The organism is Gordonia sp. ABKF26 (assembly GCF_041103195.1).
Taxonomy (GTDB): domain Bacteria; phylum Actinomycetota; class Actinomycetes; order Mycobacteriales; family Mycobacteriaceae; genus Gordonia; species Gordonia terrae.
The window spans coordinates 47,744-65,244 of record NZ_JBGCVZ010000006.1 but is presented as its reverse complement, the minus strand read 5'-3'; the positions used below and the strand labels follow the sequence as shown (position 1 = coordinate 65,244).

27 protein-coding genes are annotated in these 17,501 nt (G+C 67.2%); 4 read left to right on the top strand and 23 right to left on the bottom strand.

Going from position 1 to position 17,501, the window contains the following annotated elements:
- Positions 1 to 74 precede the first annotated feature (74 nt).
- The 4 genes from AB4Z55_RS27235 (at position 75) to AB4Z55_RS27220 (ending at position 2,618) form a co-directional block, all read left to right on the top strand.
- A complete protein-coding gene (locus AB4Z55_RS27235; RefSeq protein WP_048896403.1) occupies positions 75 to 473 on the top strand; it encodes a helix-turn-helix transcriptional regulator in 399 nt (132 codons plus the stop codon).
- Positions 470 to 1,348, top strand: a complete 879-nt coding sequence (locus AB4Z55_RS27230; RefSeq protein WP_048896368.1) for a permease — start codon at positions 470 to 472, stop codon at positions 1,346 to 1,348. The genes AB4Z55_RS27235 and AB4Z55_RS27230 overlap by 4 nt, the downstream gene beginning before the upstream one ends.
- 43 nt (positions 1,349 to 1,391) lie before the next feature.
- Positions 1,392 to 1,553 carry a hypothetical protein gene (locus AB4Z55_RS27225; RefSeq protein WP_154676754.1) on the top strand — a complete coding sequence of 54 codons (162 nt, stop codon included), beginning with the start codon at positions 1,392 to 1,394 and terminating at the stop codon, positions 1,551 to 1,553.
- Between the two features lie 78 nt (positions 1,554 to 1,631).
- Positions 1,632 to 2,618, top strand: a complete 987-nt coding sequence (locus AB4Z55_RS27220; protein WP_136341815.1) for an IS481 family transposase — start codon at positions 1,632 to 1,634, stop codon at positions 2,616 to 2,618.
- Here the strand turns inward: AB4Z55_RS27220 and AB4Z55_RS27215 are convergent.
- The 23 genes from AB4Z55_RS27215 to AB4Z55_RS27105 all read right to left on the bottom strand — a co-directional run bounded on the left by AB4Z55_RS27215 (position 2,615) and on the right by AB4Z55_RS27105 (position 17,467).
- Positions 2,615 to 2,851, bottom strand: a complete 237-nt coding sequence (locus tag AB4Z55_RS27215; protein WP_369521162.1) for a hypothetical protein — start codon at positions 2,849 to 2,851, stop codon at positions 2,615 to 2,617. The genes AB4Z55_RS27220 and AB4Z55_RS27215 overlap by 4 nt on opposite strands.
- Positions 2,852 to 3,037: 186 nt before the next feature.
- Entirely contained in the window at positions 3,038 to 3,721 is a 684-nt protein-coding gene (locus AB4Z55_RS27210; protein ID WP_369521161.1) for a hypothetical protein, read from the bottom strand.
- Complete coding sequence (locus AB4Z55_RS27205; protein WP_369521160.1) at positions 3,718 to 4,425, bottom strand: hypothetical protein; 708 nt, start codon at positions 4,423 to 4,425, stop codon at positions 3,718 to 3,720. The genes AB4Z55_RS27210 and AB4Z55_RS27205 overlap by 4 nt, the downstream gene beginning before the upstream one ends.
- Before the next feature lie 35 nt (positions 4,426 to 4,460).
- Positions 4,461 to 4,757, bottom strand: a complete 297-nt coding sequence (locus AB4Z55_RS27200) for a hypothetical protein (RefSeq protein ID WP_369521159.1) — start codon at positions 4,755 to 4,757, stop codon at positions 4,461 to 4,463.
- Positions 4,758 to 4,800: 43 nt separating this feature from the next.
- Positions 4,801 to 5,286, bottom strand: coding sequence for a hypothetical protein (locus AB4Z55_RS27195; RefSeq protein WP_369521158.1), 486 nt, complete (start codon positions 5,284 to 5,286; stop codon positions 4,801 to 4,803).
- Positions 5,286 to 6,146: an RAMP superfamily CRISPR-associated protein gene (locus AB4Z55_RS27190; protein WP_369521157.1), complete on the bottom strand. Its 861-nt coding sequence runs from the start codon at positions 6,144 to 6,146 to the stop codon at positions 5,286 to 5,288. Before AB4Z55_RS27190 ends, AB4Z55_RS27195 begins: the two co-directional genes overlap by 1 nt.
- Positions 6,146 to 6,550: a hypothetical protein gene (locus AB4Z55_RS27185; protein ID WP_369521164.1), complete on the bottom strand. Its 405-nt coding sequence runs from the start codon at positions 6,548 to 6,550 to the stop codon at positions 6,146 to 6,148. Before AB4Z55_RS27185 ends, AB4Z55_RS27190 begins: the two co-directional genes overlap by 1 nt.
- A gap of 29 nt (positions 6,551 to 6,579) precedes the next feature.
- The gene (locus AB4Z55_RS27180) at positions 6,580 to 7,197 is read right to left on the bottom strand and encodes a hypothetical protein (protein ID WP_369521156.1); all 618 of its coding nucleotides are present in this window, start codon (positions 7,195 to 7,197) and stop codon (positions 6,580 to 6,582) included.
- 145 nt (positions 7,198 to 7,342) lie between these two features.
- Positions 7,343 to 7,591: a hypothetical protein gene (locus AB4Z55_RS27175; protein WP_369521155.1), complete on the bottom strand. Its 249-nt coding sequence runs from the start codon at positions 7,589 to 7,591 to the stop codon at positions 7,343 to 7,345.
- The gene (locus tag AB4Z55_RS27170) at positions 7,584 to 8,336 is read right to left on the bottom strand and encodes a hypothetical protein (protein ID WP_369521154.1); all 753 of its coding nucleotides are present in this window, start codon (positions 8,334 to 8,336) and stop codon (positions 7,584 to 7,586) included. The genes AB4Z55_RS27175 and AB4Z55_RS27170 overlap by 8 nt, the downstream gene beginning before the upstream one ends.
- Positions 8,336 to 8,656: a hypothetical protein gene (locus AB4Z55_RS27165; RefSeq protein WP_369521153.1), complete on the bottom strand. Its 321-nt coding sequence runs from the start codon at positions 8,654 to 8,656 to the stop codon at positions 8,336 to 8,338. Before AB4Z55_RS27165 ends, AB4Z55_RS27170 begins: the two co-directional genes overlap by 1 nt.
- An 85-nt stretch (positions 8,657 to 8,741) precedes the next feature.
- Positions 8,742 to 9,470, bottom strand: coding sequence for a hypothetical protein (locus tag AB4Z55_RS27160; RefSeq protein WP_369521152.1), 729 nt, complete (start codon positions 9,468 to 9,470; stop codon positions 8,742 to 8,744).
- Entirely contained in the window at positions 9,467 to 10,174 is a 708-nt protein-coding gene (locus AB4Z55_RS27155) for a hypothetical protein (RefSeq protein WP_369521151.1), read from the bottom strand. The genes AB4Z55_RS27160 and AB4Z55_RS27155 overlap by 4 nt, the downstream gene beginning before the upstream one ends.
- On the bottom strand, positions 10,171 to 10,341 hold the full coding sequence (locus AB4Z55_RS27150; RefSeq protein ID WP_158037506.1) for a hypothetical protein: 171 nt from the start codon (positions 10,339 to 10,341) through the stop codon (positions 10,171 to 10,173). Before AB4Z55_RS27150 ends, AB4Z55_RS27155 begins: the two co-directional genes overlap by 4 nt.
- A 233-nt stretch (positions 10,342 to 10,574) precedes the next feature.
- Positions 10,575 to 10,883: a hypothetical protein gene (locus tag AB4Z55_RS27145; protein WP_369521150.1), complete on the bottom strand. Its 309-nt coding sequence runs from the start codon at positions 10,881 to 10,883 to the stop codon at positions 10,575 to 10,577.
- A 59-nt stretch (positions 10,884 to 10,942) separates the two neighbouring features.
- Positions 10,943 to 11,335, bottom strand: a complete 393-nt coding sequence (locus tag AB4Z55_RS27140; protein WP_139319487.1) for a hypothetical protein — start codon at positions 11,333 to 11,335, stop codon at positions 10,943 to 10,945.
- A 17-nt stretch (positions 11,336 to 11,352) separates the two neighbouring features.
- On the bottom strand, positions 11,353 to 11,889 hold the full coding sequence (locus tag AB4Z55_RS27135) for an HNH endonuclease family protein (RefSeq protein WP_247452217.1): 537 nt from the start codon (positions 11,887 to 11,889) through the stop codon (positions 11,353 to 11,355).
- Positions 11,890 to 12,104: 215 nt separating this feature from the next.
- The gene (locus AB4Z55_RS27130) at positions 12,105 to 12,773 is read right to left on the bottom strand and encodes a hypothetical protein (RefSeq protein ID WP_369521149.1); all 669 of its coding nucleotides are present in this window, start codon (positions 12,771 to 12,773) and stop codon (positions 12,105 to 12,107) included.
- A 24-nt stretch (positions 12,774 to 12,797) separates the two neighbouring features.
- Complete coding sequence (locus tag AB4Z55_RS27125; RefSeq protein WP_369521148.1) at positions 12,798 to 12,992, bottom strand: hypothetical protein; 195 nt, start codon at positions 12,990 to 12,992, stop codon at positions 12,798 to 12,800.
- 37 nt (positions 12,993 to 13,029) lie between these two features.
- Positions 13,030 to 13,296 (bottom strand): hypothetical protein, encoded by a 267-nt coding sequence (locus tag AB4Z55_RS27120; protein WP_369521147.1) that lies wholly within the window; start codon positions 13,294 to 13,296, stop codon positions 13,030 to 13,032.
- On the bottom strand, positions 13,293 to 15,212 hold the full coding sequence (locus AB4Z55_RS27115) for a cutinase family protein (RefSeq protein ID WP_369521163.1): 1,920 nt from the start codon (positions 15,210 to 15,212) through the stop codon (positions 13,293 to 13,295). The genes AB4Z55_RS27120 and AB4Z55_RS27115 overlap by 4 nt, the downstream gene beginning before the upstream one ends.
- A gap of 261 nt (positions 15,213 to 15,473) precedes the next feature.
- Positions 15,474 to 16,841 (bottom strand): hypothetical protein, encoded by a 1,368-nt coding sequence (locus AB4Z55_RS27110; RefSeq protein ID WP_369521146.1) that lies wholly within the window; start codon positions 16,839 to 16,841, stop codon positions 15,474 to 15,476.
- Complete coding sequence (locus AB4Z55_RS27105; protein WP_369521145.1) at positions 16,838 to 17,467, bottom strand: hypothetical protein; 630 nt, start codon at positions 17,465 to 17,467, stop codon at positions 16,838 to 16,840. Before AB4Z55_RS27105 ends, AB4Z55_RS27110 begins: the two co-directional genes overlap by 4 nt.
- Between the last annotated feature and the right edge of the window lie 34 nt (positions 17,468 to 17,501).

The window sequence follows — 17,501 nt, the reverse complement described above, 5'->3', positions numbered from 1 at the left end:
TACTGACCGGACACGTTGATCGATAGACAAGTCGCCACTTGTGACAGAAGGCCACGCTTGTCTATAGTGTGGGTATGACAGTTTCACTGGATGTTGCCCTGCCGCGCACGGACCTGTCGGCGCGGGATCACGCGCGGATGCTTGCTCCGTTGTTGAAGCCTTTGTCAGACGAGAACAGACTGATGATCGTGCTGACGCTTGCGGCGGGGGCGTGCTCGAACAAGAAGTTGCAGGAGGCCACCGGGTTGAGCCAGGCGCTGGTGAGTCACCATGTGGCAGCCTTGCGGCAAGCGCAGCTGATCAGTGTGCGGGCCGAGGGCCGGTCCAACATCTACGCGCTGTGTTGTGAGCAGTTGGCGGCGCCGGTGCAGTGGCTCGCTCACTTGGCGACTCTCACTCCAGAGGGACAGAAGGCGTGCTGCACTGCCCCAGCAGGGGAGGGTCAGGCATCGACTGAGGGTGCTGCGCGGTGATTCATGCGGTACAGACCTTCGGGTTGATCCTGGTCCAGTTGCTCGTCCTGTTCTCGCTGATCTCGGTGCTCGTTGCGCTGGTGAACCGGCGGTTCGGGCCGGATCGGATCCAGAGCTGGATGGCCGATGGGCGCCTTCCCGGCCCGCTCAAGGGGCTACTGCTGGGGGCGATCACGCCGTTCTGTTCCTGTTCGACGCTGCCGGTGCTGGCTGGGATGTTGAAGTCGGGGGTGGCGTTCCGGACGTCGATGACCTTCCTGATCTCGTCACCGCTGCTGGATCCCATCATCGTGGCCGGGGTGGTGCTGCTGTTCGACTGGCGTATCGCGTTGGTCTACACGGTGGTCACCGCCGCATGGTCCCTGCTCGCCCCCCTAGTATGGGAACGACTCGGCATGGCCAGCCAGCTCAAGCGAGTCAAGGTCGTCGGCGACGACAGCACCCCCCACCCCTGGGCAGGCCTGCGCAACGAGATCCGGCCCGCACTCGGCGAGGCCTGGGCCGATCTGAGACCGCTGCTCGTCCCGATGGTGCTGGGTGTCTCGGTCGGTGCATTTATCTACGGTTTCGTGTCTCAGGACCAACTCGCCGCGGTCGCTGGCGACGACAAACCGTGGGCCGTGCCGTTGGCCGCCGTGCTTGGCGTTCCGCTTTACGTGCGTATCGAGACGATGCTGCCCATCGGCTTGGCCCTCAGCTCGACCGGCATGGGGCTAGGTGCAGTGTTCGCGCTGATGATCGGCGGCGCCGGAGCCTCGATCCCCGAGATCTCGATGCTCACCGCCTTGTTCAAGCCCCGACTGGTCGTCACTTTCGTGGTCACTGTCATCGGCACGGCCATCGCCGCCGGCTACCTCATCCCACTGATCGCCTGACCCAACCACCACATTCCCAACCACACGAGGAGAACAAGCAACCATGGGACTCAAGGACCTCTTCACCGCACGCAAGCAGGACAGCAGTTGCTGCGGGGCCCAGATCGTGCCCGACGATGACGACCAGCCCCAGAGCGAGCAGGGAACACCCACCGAGACGGCTGCCTCTTCAGCGCCGAACAGCGAGGACACGGACGGCAACTGACATACCGAATCGATGGGGCTGCACCACAGGGTGCAGCCCCATCACTGTCTCCACCCGCTCGTCACCAGGAAGACCACCATGTCCCACGCCAATGCCGCCCTCACTCCGCGTCACCGCCTCAAGGTTGCCCAGCTGGTTGTTGACCACGGATGGCCGATCAGCGAGGTCGCTGCCCGGTTCCAGGTCTCCTGGCCCACCGTGAAGCGCTGGGCTGACCGCTACCGGGCCGGTCAGTCCATGCAGGACCGCAGCTCACGGCCTCACCGCTCCCCGAACAAGACCAGCCCCACGACTGCGAAGCGCTGTATCCAGCTCCGGCTGCGTCTGCGGGAAGGTCCGGTTCAGTTGGCATACCGGATTGGCGTTGCTCCGTCGACAGTCCACCGGATCTTGGTCGACGTCCACTTGAACCGCCTGTCGCACGTCGACCGTGCCACTGGAGAGCCTGTTCGTCGCTACGAGCACGACCACCCCGGGGCGATGCTGCACGTCGACGTGAAGAAGCTCGGCAACATCCCAGACGGCGGAGGCTGGCGCTACGTCGGCCGACGACAAGGCGAGAAGAACCGCGCAGCCACACCCGACAAGCCCAAGAACAAGCACTACGACCCGTTGATGGGCAAGGCCTACGTCCACACCGTCATCGACGACCACTCCCGCGTCGCCTACGCCGAGATCCACGACGACGAAACAGCCCACACCGCCACAGCGGTCCTGGCCAGGGCCGTCAAGTGGTTCAACGCCCGCGGGGTGACCGTCGAGCGGGTCCTGTCGGACAACGGTGGCGCCTATCGCTCACACCTGTGGCGCGACACCTGCGCCGAGCTGGGAATCAGGCACAAACGGACCAGGCCGTATCGCCCGCAGACCAACGGCAAGATCGAGCGCTTCCACCGCACCCTGGCCGACGGCTGGGCCTACGCCCGCTGCTACACCTCCGAGACGGAGCGTCGCGGCGAACTCGACGGCTGGCTGCACTACTACAACCATCACCGGCCCCACACAGCCTGCAGCAACCAGCCGCCCTTCTCACGATTGACCAACGTGTCCGGTCAGTACAACTAGTCAACGATGCCCGCGACAATCAGCCGCACATTCGCATGCCCCATTCCAACCTCAGCCGCAATTGCCTCCGGCTTCAAGCCTTCTGCCCACAACTCATGAATCCGAGCCTCTTGTTCGGCCGTCACCTTGCGCCGCTGTGGTGGTACGCCCGCTTTGCGCAGAATCATGCGGATCGAGTAGTCGCTGACGCCGTACTTTTCGGCGAGAGCGGCGAGGCTCGCTCCGCCCGCCACGTACGTCGCAACGATGGCTTTCCGATCTGCGTCATCGATTCTGCCAACGAGCCGGCGTCCCGTGGGCCGGGCCGGGAACGCAACCGGTTCACGGTCTCGTAGGACAAGGCATCTCTCGAGGAGAGACGGCGCTTCCCGTATGTCTGAGTACCGTCCCAGTGTGTGCACCACACACGACCTGACTGGTCAGCGAGGCTGCGTCGGTGACGGCGGGGGCGGGTGGTGATCGCCCGGCCGGGGTGTGGGGAAGGTCAGCGACGGGCTCGGCGATCCGGAGTGTTCGACCCGCGCCTGGGGGCCGGCGCGCAGCGCGGCTGCCGCGGCCGCCAACGGCGGTGAGCCGGGGTCGTGGGCCTGCTGCTCGGTGACCGGTGTGCGGCCGTCGACCGGGATGAGGGTGTACCAGTTCTGCGCCTCGAGGTGGCGGGTCGCGAACAGGTACCACTGCCCCACCGTCAGTGGGGTGTCGCCGTTGATCGAGATGTAGACCCGGTCGGTGATCCCGCCCTGCTGGTTGACCACCACCTCCCCGGGCACCGAGCCTTTGACCGAGACACCGGTCCGCACCCGATACTGGGTTTCCGGGATCGCATCGAGCGCAGTGGTGCCGGCGGGAGCGTCGACGCGGCCGGTGAACACGTGGGTGGAGATCGCCATCAGGTTCGCCAGGTCCGAGGTGTCGGTGACCGACGACGCCGACACCGTCGAGGTCGCCGTGACCTCCGGGACGCGGGCGGTCGAGGACAACACTGATTCGGTGGCGGGGTCGAGTTCCCAGTCCGACCCACAACCGGCTACGCCGACGGCGAGGACCGCGCACGCCGCGATCACCACAGTGCGCGCGGCTCGGCGGCCAAGCACGCGGGTCACCGCTGCGCCTCGTCGGGTGCGGGCAGGTACGCGGCGGCCGCGTGGCGGCTGGGGTGGGCGTACGGGGCGCGGACCGCGACCCTCGCGCGGCCACCGTGGGCGATGTCGGGGTGGTCGGCAACACAGGGCGCCGGGGTGCTGCGGCCCAGGACGCCGGGGTGGTGTTCGTGGCCGGCGGACCAGACGTCGTCGCCGGGTGCCGGTTCGATGGTCCAGGCTGCGACGCGGCCTTCGCCGCTGGTGCGGTATTTGCCGATCTCGGTGACCTCCTCGAGCAGCTCGGCGATCTTCTCGGGGTCGCCGACTGCGCGCCAGGTCGCGGTCGGGGTCACGGTCGCGACGGCGGGGATCAGGCGTTTGCGGTAGTGCCCGCGTGTATCGGAGACCGTGGAGGGCACCGAGGGTGCCAGGCGTTGCAGATCAGCGTGGTCGGTGCGGCTCGATCGCATGCGTGGTTCGGGCTGGACGGTGGCGGGGGTGGTGTGGGCGAAGGTGCACATCCAGTGCCACGGCTGGCCGAGTTCGCAGCGCGCCAACGGTAGGTCCAGGTCCTCGGGCACCGCGAGGGGGTCGTAGGTGAGGGCCTCGCCGCGGGTGGCGGCGGTGGCTTTGCGGCGGTGCCAGAGCACCGAGGCCAGCAGGCCGTCGAGGCTGATGCCCCACGGGGTGCCGGAGCACACGCCGTGCGGCAGTTGGGCGGTCACGCGTAGCGGCATCATCGCTGTCTGGCTCGTGGCCGTCATGGGCGCGGGTCACGGGTACGTCGGGGCGAGAGTCGGTCGCGTTGCGCATAGACGCCGATCGCGATGCCGAGAATGGTCAGAAGCGCGACCAGGGCCATCCCGGGTATGGCGTATCCGATCCGGTCGGGACAGACCCATACCTGTTGGCCGTCAATGGTGTTCTGCGTACATCCCAGGTGCAGCACAGATTCGGACACGTAGATGAGCGGTCCGGCGAGCACGGCGGCCAGTGGTACCGCGATTGCGATGCTGACCACGACGATCCCAGCCAGCGACCACAGTGTGTGCGCCACTGCTGCATTCGGTCGCTGATCATCATCTGGTGTGGGCGTGGGATCAACCATGTTGCCTCTGACCTGGATTGGTCGATCGACGCTCTGTTGCCGCTTCCCGGGATGTCAGGATGCCGAGGAGGGTGAGCACCGCGTCTCGGCTGTGGGGTGGGAGGTCGTACAGGGCGGCGGCGAGTTGATAGTGACGCTGATTGATGCGCGCTAGCAGGACTCGTTGTGCCATCGGCTCGCGGCGGTGGCGGTGATGGAAGTCGGTGGTGAAGAACGCGATGTCGACGTCGAAACCGGCAGCGAGGGCGGCCACGGTCGTCAGACTGGGCGACTGGACGCGGCCGTGACGGAGCGAGCTCAATGCCGGGGGATGTAGCTGTCCAGGATGCGATCGGTGAGCGCGCCGACATACTTCGTCGCCGGTGAGCAGCGTTCCCGGTATCAGACCGGGTAGGTGAGTGAACAGCGCCTCCAGCAGCTCGCCGAACGGCAGCTCGTCGTCGGCGAGGTGGGAGAGCGCGCGTGCGGTCATCGGCATCAGGTGAGGGTGTTAAGTGCGGCGATCGCAGCATCACGGCGGGCGGCGACGATGGTGCGCCAATCGGATTCGGCGGGCGCGCCGGCGGCAAAGTTCTGGGTGAGCGTGGCGTGGATGCGGCCGTGGCCGGCGCCGGTGCGGCCGCCGAGGTGCCCCCGGGTAGCGAAGTACTCGAGGATGTCGGCCAGGAGCGCGCGCTCGGTCGATGTGGCGTGGGCCAGCCGGATCTGTCCGGACAGGCGGGTGCCGGCGATGAGGGTTTCGGTGTCGAGGCGGATCGGACTGAACCCCTCGACGGCCTCACCGTCGACAGCGGCGCCGGCGGCGGACAGGTCATTGCTGTGGCTGGTCGATTCCTGCCCGAGGATGGTGTGCACCGATGGTGGTATCGGACCATCCGGCGGTGCTGTAGGCAGCAGGTGCAGGGTGTCGGTGGTGACCGGAACGACCTTGGATACCACCAGTTTTCCGGACATGACCCGGGCGTTGGCGGCGCCGCCGAACAGCCCGATCAGCGGCACCAACGTCTTGAGTTCGCGTTCTTGTTCGGGGGTCATCTCGCGGGTCGATTTGCGGAGGAATCCGCCGTTGCGCAGCAGGTGCGCGGCCGCCGGGGTCAACTGCCCCTCGTAGTCGAGGACCTCGGCGAGCAGCGTTTCGCCGGTGCGACGCAGGATGCCGCGCCAGGCGTTACCGGAGATGATCGGCACCATAGCGACCTCCCCTGTCGGGGTGAGGACCTTTTCGCGGCGGAACAGGCTCTGGATGGAGGAGCTGTTGCGGGTGTCGTCGCGGTGCACGATTGAGGTTCGGGCGGTGATGTCGAGGTCGAATACCGCACTGATCAATGGCTCCCCCATCAGTTCTCCCCTTCGCGCGCAGCTGCGCGGCGATTGTCGGCGACGGTTTCGGCGATGATCCGTACCCGCAGGATCAGGGCGGGTAGTTGGTCGCGGAGCAGGGTGAGCACCGGGGCTGAGGGTTCGGTGAGTAGCTGGGCGACCTCGAGCCGCCGCGCACGGTCGGTGACCACGATGGGCAGCGCCTGGGCGAGCAGTGACCACCAGGTGGCCAGGCTGTCGGCGCGGTAGGTCGCCGCCCGCACGCGGGCGGGGAGCAGCTCGTCCCAGTATCGGTGGCGGTGATCGCCGATCCAGGAGTCCCAGTCCAGGTCGTAGTGCACCAGCAGCAGCAGCCGTTCGGCGCAGATCGCGGCCGGGTCAGACAGTGCGGGGAGTTCCGGGACCGCGGCCCGCCATCGCATGGTCGGCGTCGACCCCTCGTCGGTCGTGCTCACCCGGCCCGCCTCGTCGCCGTACCGCCCGGTGTGGACAGGGCGATCGCGGCGTCCCACCACGCCCCGGGGTGGGTGCGCCACACCGTCAGCGCGTCCCAGGCGGTGAGCAGCTGGGGCCACTGGTCAGCTGGTAGGGCGCGTATCAGCGCCATCGGTGGGGCGGGGTCGGTGAGCATGGCCGCACGTACCCCAGGCAGGGTGCGTAGCCATCGCAGGTCGGTCAACAGCGCCACTGCGGCATCATCCCACCGGATGGCCGTGTCGTCGGTGCAGACATGCCCCCACCGAGCGGTCGGAAGGATGTGGCGGCGACCACGGACCGGCACCACCGCCATCCGGTCGACCGGTAGTGGGCCGGCGGCAAGCGACTCTCCCAGCTCGGCGCGCTCAACGACGGTGTGGGTGGCGCGATGTTGGTCGACGAGGTAGACGCTGCGGCGCAGTTCGGCTGTGCTGTAGGCCCATCCGCACGCCGCGCACAGCCAGTCCCCGCCATACACCCAGGATTCGGCGTCGGTGAACTTGCGGGAGACCACCGACAGCACGGCCACCAGCGGTAGATCGGTGGCCCCGCAACAACAGCACCACTCCCCTCGCTCGGGCAGCTCGGTCATATGTGGGGTCGGTCGACCGGTGGCGGTCCAGGCCGTGAACGCAGGAGACCCGGCAGCCGAGCGGGTCTGGGACCTCCTCGGCTGCCGGGCCTGTCGGGAACGCGATACTGCGGGCGAACCTGATATGTGAGAAGTACCGGCCATTCTACCGGGGCGAGATGCGTAGCGCGGCAACCAACTCGCCGCAGTCCAGGCATCGTGGGGTGCCGCACCACCCGGTCACTGTCCCGTCCGCGGACAGGGTGACCGCGCCGGTATCGCGGTCTAGCCCGGCGTCGCGGGCATCCAACTCGAACCACTCACCGCCGCAGGTGGCGCACCCCAACACCTCGCCACCGCTACGAGCTGCGTGTGTTGCCGCCCGGCGGGCAGTGAGGTCAACAACATCAGCCATGGGAGTCCTTCATGGTGGCGGGAAAGCAACGCCGGCATAGCCGTGACCAGTGGTGGTTGGAGCGGTCGGCGAGCATCGTGGCGCCGCAGCGGGCACGGACCTCGACCAGATCCGTTGATCCCCAGTCGCGGCCGGCGGGCATCCATCCACGGGCCTCGACGGCGAGATGGGCGATCGGGCTGGCGGTGTGGGGCGGGATCACCGTGTACGGAGTGGAAGTCCACGACTCGTCGATGCCGTCGACGTTGATCCGCCGTGCGGGCGAGGGCGGCGGATCACCGGCAGTCAGGGCGTGGCAGGCGGCCACCAGGTGGGCCAGATGCGGTGCAGTATCGCCGCGATAACCCAGTACCGCACCGGAGTCGTCACCGACCACCCGGAGCTGGGCGGCGATCGACTGTATCGCGGTCAGGGTTATCGATGCGGTGGCCAAGGCGTGCAGGATCGCGGCGAGATCGTCGACGGTAAGTGCGTCGTCGCGGCAGGCATCGCCGAGCAGCAACCCCAGCTCGGTGGCCGCCCACTCGCCGCCGAAGCGATGACTGGTGTGGTGTCGCGGCCGGTGCTCGGCCAGACCGCGAGCGCGCAGCCACCGCAGATCGGTGGACTCAACCTGGATATCGATCTCGGCGTAGAGCCGCCACACCTCATCAACACTGAGCAGCGCCGCCGCCCGCCGACGCGCCGCCACCGGGATCGTGGGTGACAGCGCCATGCGCTCACCGGACGCGGCAAAGGTGGTCATCAGACAGACAGCCCTCTGGGATCGATGTCGAGGTAGTCATCGGTGGCGATGTCAACGTCGCTGCCGTCGTCGTGGAGGGCGATCAGACGCACGGTGGTGGTGCGTTCGGTGAGGGTGAATGCGGCGGTCTCGCCGTAGACGTCATGGTGGCGGGCGGTGATGCGCACGTATCCGGCACCTGTGGCTGTGTCGGTGAGCGTGTGGATGGCGGTGACGTGGGCGGGTTCGGGGCCGTCGAGGAAGATGTCACCGACGGTCAGTTCATCGGCGCGCCGCTCGAGAGCCGCGGGAAGTGGCGCCTGCTGCCCGCCAACAGTCATCGGTGATCCTGCCAACGCCATGTCTGGCGTAGCCGCTGGCTTGCGGTGGACTAGGTTTCCACGAGCCATCGCACCTGGCTCGATCTCACCCATGAGCGTTGCCCCGCTTACGGTCTCGGTACTGATCGATCAGTGTCGCCGGTAGATAGGCGGTGGCATCGACGGTGCGATAGTCCAGACGACCAGCCTTGAATCGGCTCTCTCTGGGACCGCTGTGCGGGCCGAACCAGATGGTTGCGGCGATCGCGGTCGCGGCAACCAGCCAGGGTATTGACGCGGCGATGTGTTCTGTCACCTCGGCAGACAGCAGGGGCGGCGCTGTTCCCGACGCGGCAGCGCGCGCAGCGGCCAGGGAACCGCTGATCCACGGATGAACCGCCGGCGCCCCGTATCCGAGCGCGATCACCGACAGCGCGGTCCCGGCCGTAGCGACTCCGACCGCCACCACCCCGATCGGACGTGAGCAGTGTCCGCGCACGGTCTCGACCAGCCACACCACCCCATAGAACGTGGTCGTCGCCACCACCACGAGGAGCAGCCCCTGAAAGCTCAGCGCCGTGAAGAGACTGCCAAAAGCGGTCACAACCCCACCGGTCCCACTGATCGGTGAGACGACGATCTGGGTCAGCATCTGGTGCACCATCGCCAGCAATACCGCACACAGCGTCCCGTGTAGGGCGGCGGTACCCCAATGTCGGGCCCACCGGTGGCGCACAGTCTTTCGAGTGGCTTCATCGACGTCGTGATCGGCCAACCGGAACCACTGGAGGTACCCCACCCGTGGGAGGCCGTTGCCTCCGCTGGCCGCGCTCATCGGTGATCCTGCCAGCGCCATACCGGCGAGTCCGGCTGGACGGGGGTGCGCTGGTTGAGGGTGCGTAGCGTGCGATTGGACCCGACGAGCCCGACCCCGACGGTGGTGGCGATCGCGGCCACCAGCACCACCACGAGGGGAGCTATCGCGTGCTGCCACACCGGTTCCCCGGTGGCGGTGTACACGGTAGCCATCGCGACGCCGGTGAGTAGCACCACCATCCACTGGTAGTAGGTGCGGGGCGGCTCTACGGTGACCATCAGCCCGAGGAGCATCGCGGCTGCCGCGAGCACTGCGGCCACTGACCAGCCGATCGCTTCACTCACCGGAACAGCTGGGCGGGACCAGTCGCTGGTGGGGTCGATCTGGGCGAGTACGGAGTTGGCGCAGTACACCGCGAGCCAGACGGTCAGTGCGACCGCTACCGCGGTGACCGCGACCCCGGCGGCGAAACTGCCCGGGTGTCCGACGAACAAGCCCAGCCGCGCTGGTTCCGGCTCGATGCGGTAGTCGTCGCGGGGTGGGTCTGGGGTGAGCCACGGCGGGGTCGGCGCCGCAGTTGGCTGGTGCGGTTCAGGCTGAGTGAACTCGGCGGTAGGTATCGGGCCGCGGCTGTAGGCCACGGTGGCGGGATCGGGTTCGGGTACAGCGGAGTAGGCGATCGGCCGGGCGTCGGAGGGGTCGGGGCGGGGCGTGTTGGTCATGACCGGTACATCTCGGCGAGGGTGAGGATGCGGTCGGTGTTGTCCGGATCGGCGATGTCGATTCCTGCGTCCTCGAGTTCGCGAGCCAAGCCGCCGAGATCGACTTCGTGGCCGTCGGGTAGGTCGAGTAGCTCAGCCAGCACGTTGCGGGCGGTCGTGGCAGTCATGGCGTTCGCCTTCCAGAAGGTCGTCGGGTGGGATGCATTGGGGGTCCGAGTGCCGGGGCTCGGGTGGCTCCCGCTTCGCGTCCTGTGCGGTGCACAGCCGGTGCGGTTGGGGGCCGGGCCCGCGCTGTCGTCGTCCAGGACGGCGCGGGAGCCACCCGAGCTTCCTCGTCTCCGTTCCGCGTCGACCTAGTTGGGGGCCAGACCATGTCACGGACCGGAGGGGTCTCTATGGGTTATGCCGACCAGGGGCTGATGGCCCACCATTGGCCGTTGCCGGCGCGGTAGCAGGTTCCGAACCGGGGGCCGAACTTCTTGGCACCGAAGCTGGTCAACCGGTTGGCGGTCGGCGCACATTGTGCGGCGCTGTCGTGGGGCCCGATGCCGAATGCGCGGTGGCCGTCGACGGTGCCGATCGGGGTCACCGCGGCCGTCGCCGGGGCGGCGCCGGCCGTGCCGAGTCCGGTGGCGATCGAGGCGGCGAGCAGCGCTGCGGTCGCAGCGCGGCGCAGGCCGCGGTTGTGGGCGGTTGTGGTGGTGATCATGGCGCTCTCCTGTGGTTTGTTCGGTCTTGTGCTGGCTGCGCCCTGGTGAGCGCCCGACGTCACCACGCCGCCACTGCCTCGCAGCGGCGGACCCGATGACGAAGAATTGCCTGCGCAGCGACGAGCGCGGTGCACACGATCACGATCGTGAGGTACAGCGCCCATGACACCGATGCGACGGCGTTGACCCATGACGCAAGGGTCAGAAACCACACGGCGGCGGGACGTAGCAGCGCGAGAAGCGGCTTGTTTCCGAATGCTGCCGCCGCTATCAGCGCAGCAACGGCCATCACGACACCAGAGATCATCAGCGCGGCGAGGCTCTGCCACGGTTCGGCGAAGCTCACCGCACCGAATCCGAAAAGACCTCCCACGGAGACGATTACGAACAGTGCAGACCGCAGCCAGGAGCGCAGGGCGTCGAGGTCCTGAGTATGGGGAGTAGTGATCATCAGCTCTCCTGCGGTGGTCAGCAGTGTCGTTGGGCAGTGCCCTGATCGGCGGTGGTGATGGGCAGCTGGTAGTTCACGGCGACCCGGAGATAGGTAGCGATGTAGGTGCATACGTAGTCAGGGTTGGGTGGCAGCCATTCGGCGATGGGTTTGGAGCCTTTGGCGCTGTTGGCCGAGCCGTCGGCGGCCAACAGGTTGCTTGGGTCGTTGGCGAAGCTGACCCGCTTGGCCAGTGGCCAGTTGTGGGCGCCGGCATGCCAGGCTGCCTCGAGCGGGAACACGTGGTCGATCTCGATGTCACTGCTGGTGGTGCCTTTGCGGAACTGGAGGACCGCACCGGTGTAGGGGTCTGGATCGAGCACGCCGGAGAGGACTGTGCAGCCGCGGGTTTTCGGGTCGAGCTGCACGTGCGTGAGCTGTGACCTGAGGATGTCGTTGCGTGTGTCGCATCCGTTGTGCGACAACGCCGCATCCGAGTCGTCGGTCCAGGCCGGGCCGAACACGCACCCTTTGCCTTTGCGGCATGACCGCTGGTAGCCGGGTTCTTCGTTCATCGTGGGAACTACTGAGGCAGTGCGCAGGAGCGCCTGGACGTGAGCGGCGTCGACTGGGTCCGTGGTGGGGGGTGGGGCGTCGGCAGATGCCGGGGACAGGACTGACAAGTAGCGGGTGATCGCGTCGGTGGGGTTGTGCGGGTCGATGAATCCGGTTCCCATTCCGAGGCCAAGGACTACGGCGACGGCGATCGCTAGGCGTATCAGGCGGCGCATCAGTTGCCCGGGGCTGGTTCGGTGGACGTTGACGGATTGGCGGGCGTGCGGTCGGTGAGCTTGCCGTCGACCTGTTTACCGGCGGTTACGTGGACGGTGACCTTGTCAGCGGTGGGGCCGGTTTCGCTGTTCGTGCCGGTTGCCACGATTCCGAGTTGGGTGAGGGTGTAGTCACCTTCGGGTACCGCGAGCACGATGGGCTCTTTGCCGGTGATCAGATCGAAGGTGGTGCCGATCGGCAGTCGCACGCTCGCCGGTTGCGGCGCGGGAGTTGCTGCCTCCGAGGGATTGTCGGTGCGTGTCGAAGGTTCGACTGCTGATGTCGGCGGCGTGGAAGTCGTCGGACTGGGATCGGTCGTGGCACTGGGGGTCGTGGTAGTCGTGTTGTTGACGCGTTCGAACTGGATCACCGAGTTCTCCACCGGTGTCCCGTCGGTGGTGACGTGGCTGATGGTGAGCACGCCGATCTTGTCGGTGGGTCCGTCGCCGGGAACACTCGGGGCGTCGTCGGCACGCGCCAGACCGATTCCGGTGCCGACAATCAGGACGGCGAACACCAGGGCCACAATTGCGACGGCGAGTGTGCCTCGTCGGCCCTGGGGCTGCGTGGTGCGTCCGGGCGCGGACGTGGGGTCTGCGCCGGGGATGGTGCTGTGACGAGAGGTCATGGCTGAGGGTCCTCCGGGTGACGTTCAGGCGGTCCGGGCGCCGGTGAGGCCTGTGTAGGTGTGGGCTTCGGCGGCGGTGAGGATGAGGTGCTCGTTGGCTGGATCGCTGGGATCGATACCGGTGTCGGCGAGTTCGCGGACCAAGCTGGTGAGGTCGACCTCGTCGTCGGGTCCGACATCGAGGATGTCGGCGAGCACCAGTTCTGCGGTGGTGGCCATAGCGGAAACCTCCAGTTCGGGTCGGCGACGAAGCGGTTCAGTTGCGGTGTTTGAAAGCGTTGGGGTTGTTGGGTGCGTGGATGGGTTCGCAGCGCGCACCGAAGACGTAGCCGGGGTGCCAGCCGCCGCCGGAGATGTACTGGGTGCCGGGATGGCACGGGACTCGGGGCGGGTTGAGCGCCTGAGCGTCCGCAGACGGGTGGGGGGCGCTGACGAGCGTCAGGACGGCGGCGATTCCGGCGAGCAACAGGGTTGCGGCCAGGCGCCGACCGGGATTGGGCGTGTGACGGCTGTTGGTGCTCATACGCTGGTTCCTCCGACGACGGTGGCGATCCGTTGGTTGATCCAGTCAGCGAGCCATTGGGTGGCGCTGCGGCCGTGCTTGTCGACGGTGAGGTTGCCGTAGCTGACGTGGGACTGTGAGCCGAAAAACGCTGCGGCGTCGAGCCCTTGGGAGACCAGCTTCGTCAGGTCGCTGGCGTTGCTGGAGGTGGCCAGCTCGGTCAGCGATCCGGCGAGGCCGGCGAGGTTCTTGGTCTGGGCGCCCTGGATCAAAGTGGCGGTCTGGGAGGATACCTCGGTGGGCCGACCGAGGAGTTGGGGGTCGGTTTTGGCCGCGGTGCCGGTGAGCATGCCGCTGGCTACCGATGCGATGTCGAGGCCGATCGGGATGAGTCCTGCCAGCGCGGTCGGGTTTTTGAGCGCGGCCCAGGCGACTTCCTGTGCTTGGCCGATGTCGTTGGCCAGACGGACGATGTCGACGTTGCCGATGATCGAGAGCACCATCGCGGCGATCTGGGTGTAGCCGTACGGGTCGGGGATCATGGCCAGGACTTGCGAGGCGGCTTTGAAGTCGATCTGGGCGGCCATGGCCACCAGAGGCCGGAACAGGTTGTTGAGTTCGCCTGCGATGCGGTGGCTTCCGTCGATGTCTGCGGCGGCGATCCGCGCGGGCAGGGCCTGCAAGTTGGCGATGATCTTGGGCAGGTTGGCAGCCATGCCGCCGACGCCGCTGGCGACGTTGGTGAGCTGGTCGACGAGGACTTGCGGTTGCAGCACGGCGAGGACGTTGCTGGCGGTAGTCAGGGTGTCAGCGGGAGTGGCGGCGACTGGTGCGATCTGGTTGGACAGGCCTTTGGCGGTGGAGGTCAGTTGCTGGGCCTCGGGAGTGTTCGCCGGGAGCGATGAGGTGCTGAGCTGGCCGGCGGTCTGTGCGAGCTGACGTGCTGTGCCTACGGCTTGGGAGAGGTCGGCCTTGTTGACCGCGCCGAGCACGGTGGACGCTGCGTGCTCGGGTGAGTTTGCGGGTGCTGATCCGAGCCGCTGGGCCAGTCCAGGATCTCCGGCAACCGACGTAGCGATATCGACGAGCGGGGAGAGGGTGTCGACGAGGGTCGATGCCGTCTGGGCCAGCTGGTTGGGGTTGACCGAACCGTCGGCCGGGGTGGCTGCGCTGGTGAGGTCGGCATGCGTAGTGCTGATGCCGCCCAGAGCTTCCGAATCGAGGTTGCTCGTCAGCGATGTTGCCAGCTCGTCGGCGGTACCAGGTCCGCTTGTGGTCGAGTCGGGGGTGGGGCCGGTGGGGGTGGCCCCACTCTGGCTGAGGATGGTCCCGAGGCTGGCCAGTAGGCCGTCGCGTTTGGCGTCGACACCGCAGTACAGGTCTGCACTGCGGCCGGGGCCGGCGGGGGCGCAAATGGTGGCCACTTTTCCGGCCAGGGCGCCCATCCCCTGTTGGCGGGGCCCGGCGATGCCGGTGGTGCCCACCGGCTGCGGTCCCACACCGACCTCGCCGGCTGTGCCCCGCTTCGGATCGGCGAGCAGCGCTACGGCCAGGACCTGATCTGGCTCGAGGGGGCCCTTGCCGTTACCGATATTGCTGGCCACGTCACCGGCGACGTCGGCACCCTGGGAGAAGCCGCCGAACGCGACCTTGATTGCCCGGCAGGCGGCCGTGATTTTCGACAGCTGAGTATTGAGTGCGCGCACACCGTCGGCCTTCGACGCACCATAAGTCGTTTTACGGAACGCATCCGCGGTGTAGGGAGTGTAGATGATCTGGACTGCCGCACCGTATTTCGCCGCGATGGGGTCGGTGATCTGCTTGAGCATCCCGGTCGCTTGATGCGGACTGGCGGTGGGTGTGGTCTCCCAGGTGCCCGGCACCATCACCACTGCCACCTTCGGGCAGCTCGGCGCCGCCGAGGATGCCGCGGGCATGAGGAAGGTCGCGAACACAGCGATGACGAGGCTGAGGCACGCGGCAGGAACGCCCACTGCTGTCGCCCGGCTTAGCCGGCATCGTGACCCCTTCGCGACGGTCATCTCACTGCCCCCTCCGCGGTTACGCGAACATACAAGCCATTTATCCAGAACAAATATATGCACAATCGTACTACGGGACTCCCCCAATAGACGTGCGGTTTACCTGGCTACGGGCGTGTCACCGGATGGAGCGGCGACCGGCGTTCCTCCTGCGCGTTATGCAGGCGGAGCAAGGGACGCCAGGAGTTCGCGCATCCCTTCGGGGACGGTGTGGGTGGCAGCCACCGCCGGATAGTGCAGCTCGGGGAGAGCGTCTGGTCGCGGATGGGTCTCAAACGCCGTCGTCGCCGCGGTTTGAAGTGTCACCACGTAGCCAATCGGGTTGGGCTCGACCGACCATCGTGGGGCGGGCCGATCCGGCTCGTCGAGAGGGTCGAACCCGAAGCGCTCAACGCGTTGTGCATGCGACTGCCGAGCGGCCGCGCGGTTGAGAGACTCCCAGGTGGTGTCTCTGGCGGAGAAGATGCTGTAGCCGGCGGCCACTGCGCCCGCGGCGGCCAGCGCAAGCCAGGCCGGACCTAGCAGGGCCGCGAGAACGAGCCCCGCCAGGGTGGTTACCACCGCGGTATCACGCAAATATCGCAGCACTGTATGGCGGCGTGTGCGGGGTATCCAGATGCCCGTGTCGTACGCGGTTCGTTCCCCGGCGGTGATGGTGCCGAGGAGTTCCTGCCACTGCTGATGCCAGCGTTCGTCGACGTCGGCGATCCAGGTTGTGATCGTGAAAGCGCGTGTGACCCAGTCGGTGAAGAACTGGCCGTCGCTGGTCTGCCGCCAGATCGCGAACGCCTGCCGGTCGTGTTTGAGCGAGTCGTGGGCGTAGTCCTGGGCGAGTTGGCGTTGCTGGTGCCAGTGCGCGAGCTGTGCATCGAGATGCTGCGCCGCGGGTGCATCGTTGATAGTGGTGGCCTCGCGGAGTTGGCTGGACAGGTCATCGATGTGGCGGCCGTACTGCTCGTAGTCGGCGTCGAGACGTTGCTGCTCGCGGCGATAGAGCCAGATCTCCTCGGCCATGGTCACGTAGTCGTAGTCCGGGGTGAGCTCTGCTGCCGAGGAGTCGGTTGGCGCCGCCGCCTCTGGTGCGTCGGAGTCGGCCTTCGCATAGTGCGTGGTGACTTGGGTGACCGCGCGTAGCGCGTTGGGCAGGTCGGTGTCGGTGCGCAGCAGTGTTGCGGTCGCGTTGGCCGGCGCGGGGTATTGGGCGGTGTCGGGGGACAGTTCGCTGTGTTCGTAGTCGCCTAGGGGCATCACGGTGGTGACGATGTCGTCGAGGGTGGCGGCGAGGTCGCCGCAGCGGGGGCACTCGGCGGGAAATCGTTGATCGCGCAGGATCGCCCAGTGCTGATCGCACAGAAGGTAGTCGATGGTGGTGCCGGCACAGCAGTCCCGCACGGTGATGCCGTAGCTCACGGTGCGGGGTTGGGCGATGGAATACAGAACGCACCAGTCGCAGGTCAGTTCGGTGTCCTCGCTCATCGCGGGTGCCTCTCGTGTGTGGTCATGGTCGTTGTCGTCGGCGGTCATTGCTGGACTGAGAGTCTAGTGATGTGCCAGGCACCGGTGGTGTCTTTGCTGACGGTGGTGTACACCGCGAACGGGGTCGGTGGCCGCCCGGCCGGGCGGCCTGCGGGGTCGGTGACCTGGTGGGTGATGGTGACGATGCGCGACACCGCGGTCGGTGTGTCGGGATTGTCGTTGCTGGCGGGGATCGACACGATCGGTGTCACGGTGGCGCGGTCGTTCGTCCACTGGCGCCATTGGGCTCCGGTGATCGGGGCCAGGGAAGCGAATCCGGCGTCGATACCGGCGGGCCCGAGCAGTGGTTCGGCGCGGCGAGCGGCAGCGAGTTGTGTGGCGTCCTCCCCGGGCCGGTAGGTGAACAGCGCTTCGAGTCCGGCCTGCATGACCGCGATGGGGTCGGCCGGGTCGACGTCGGTGAACGGTTCGGCGAATCGCGGTGGAGCTGAGTCGGTGCCGCTGGCGTCAGTGCGTGGGTCCTGTCCGGGGGCGATGGTGACCGGAGAGGTCGCAGACGGTGGCCTGACTGGGGATGGCTGGTCGTCGGTGAAGGCGCCAGCAAGTACTAGTACAGCGGCGATCAACGCGACGGCGCCGACGATGGTGGCTGCGATGGCCAGTGGTCTTTTCATGTGGAAGGCCCCCAAGGCTTTCGGTTGTGTTGTG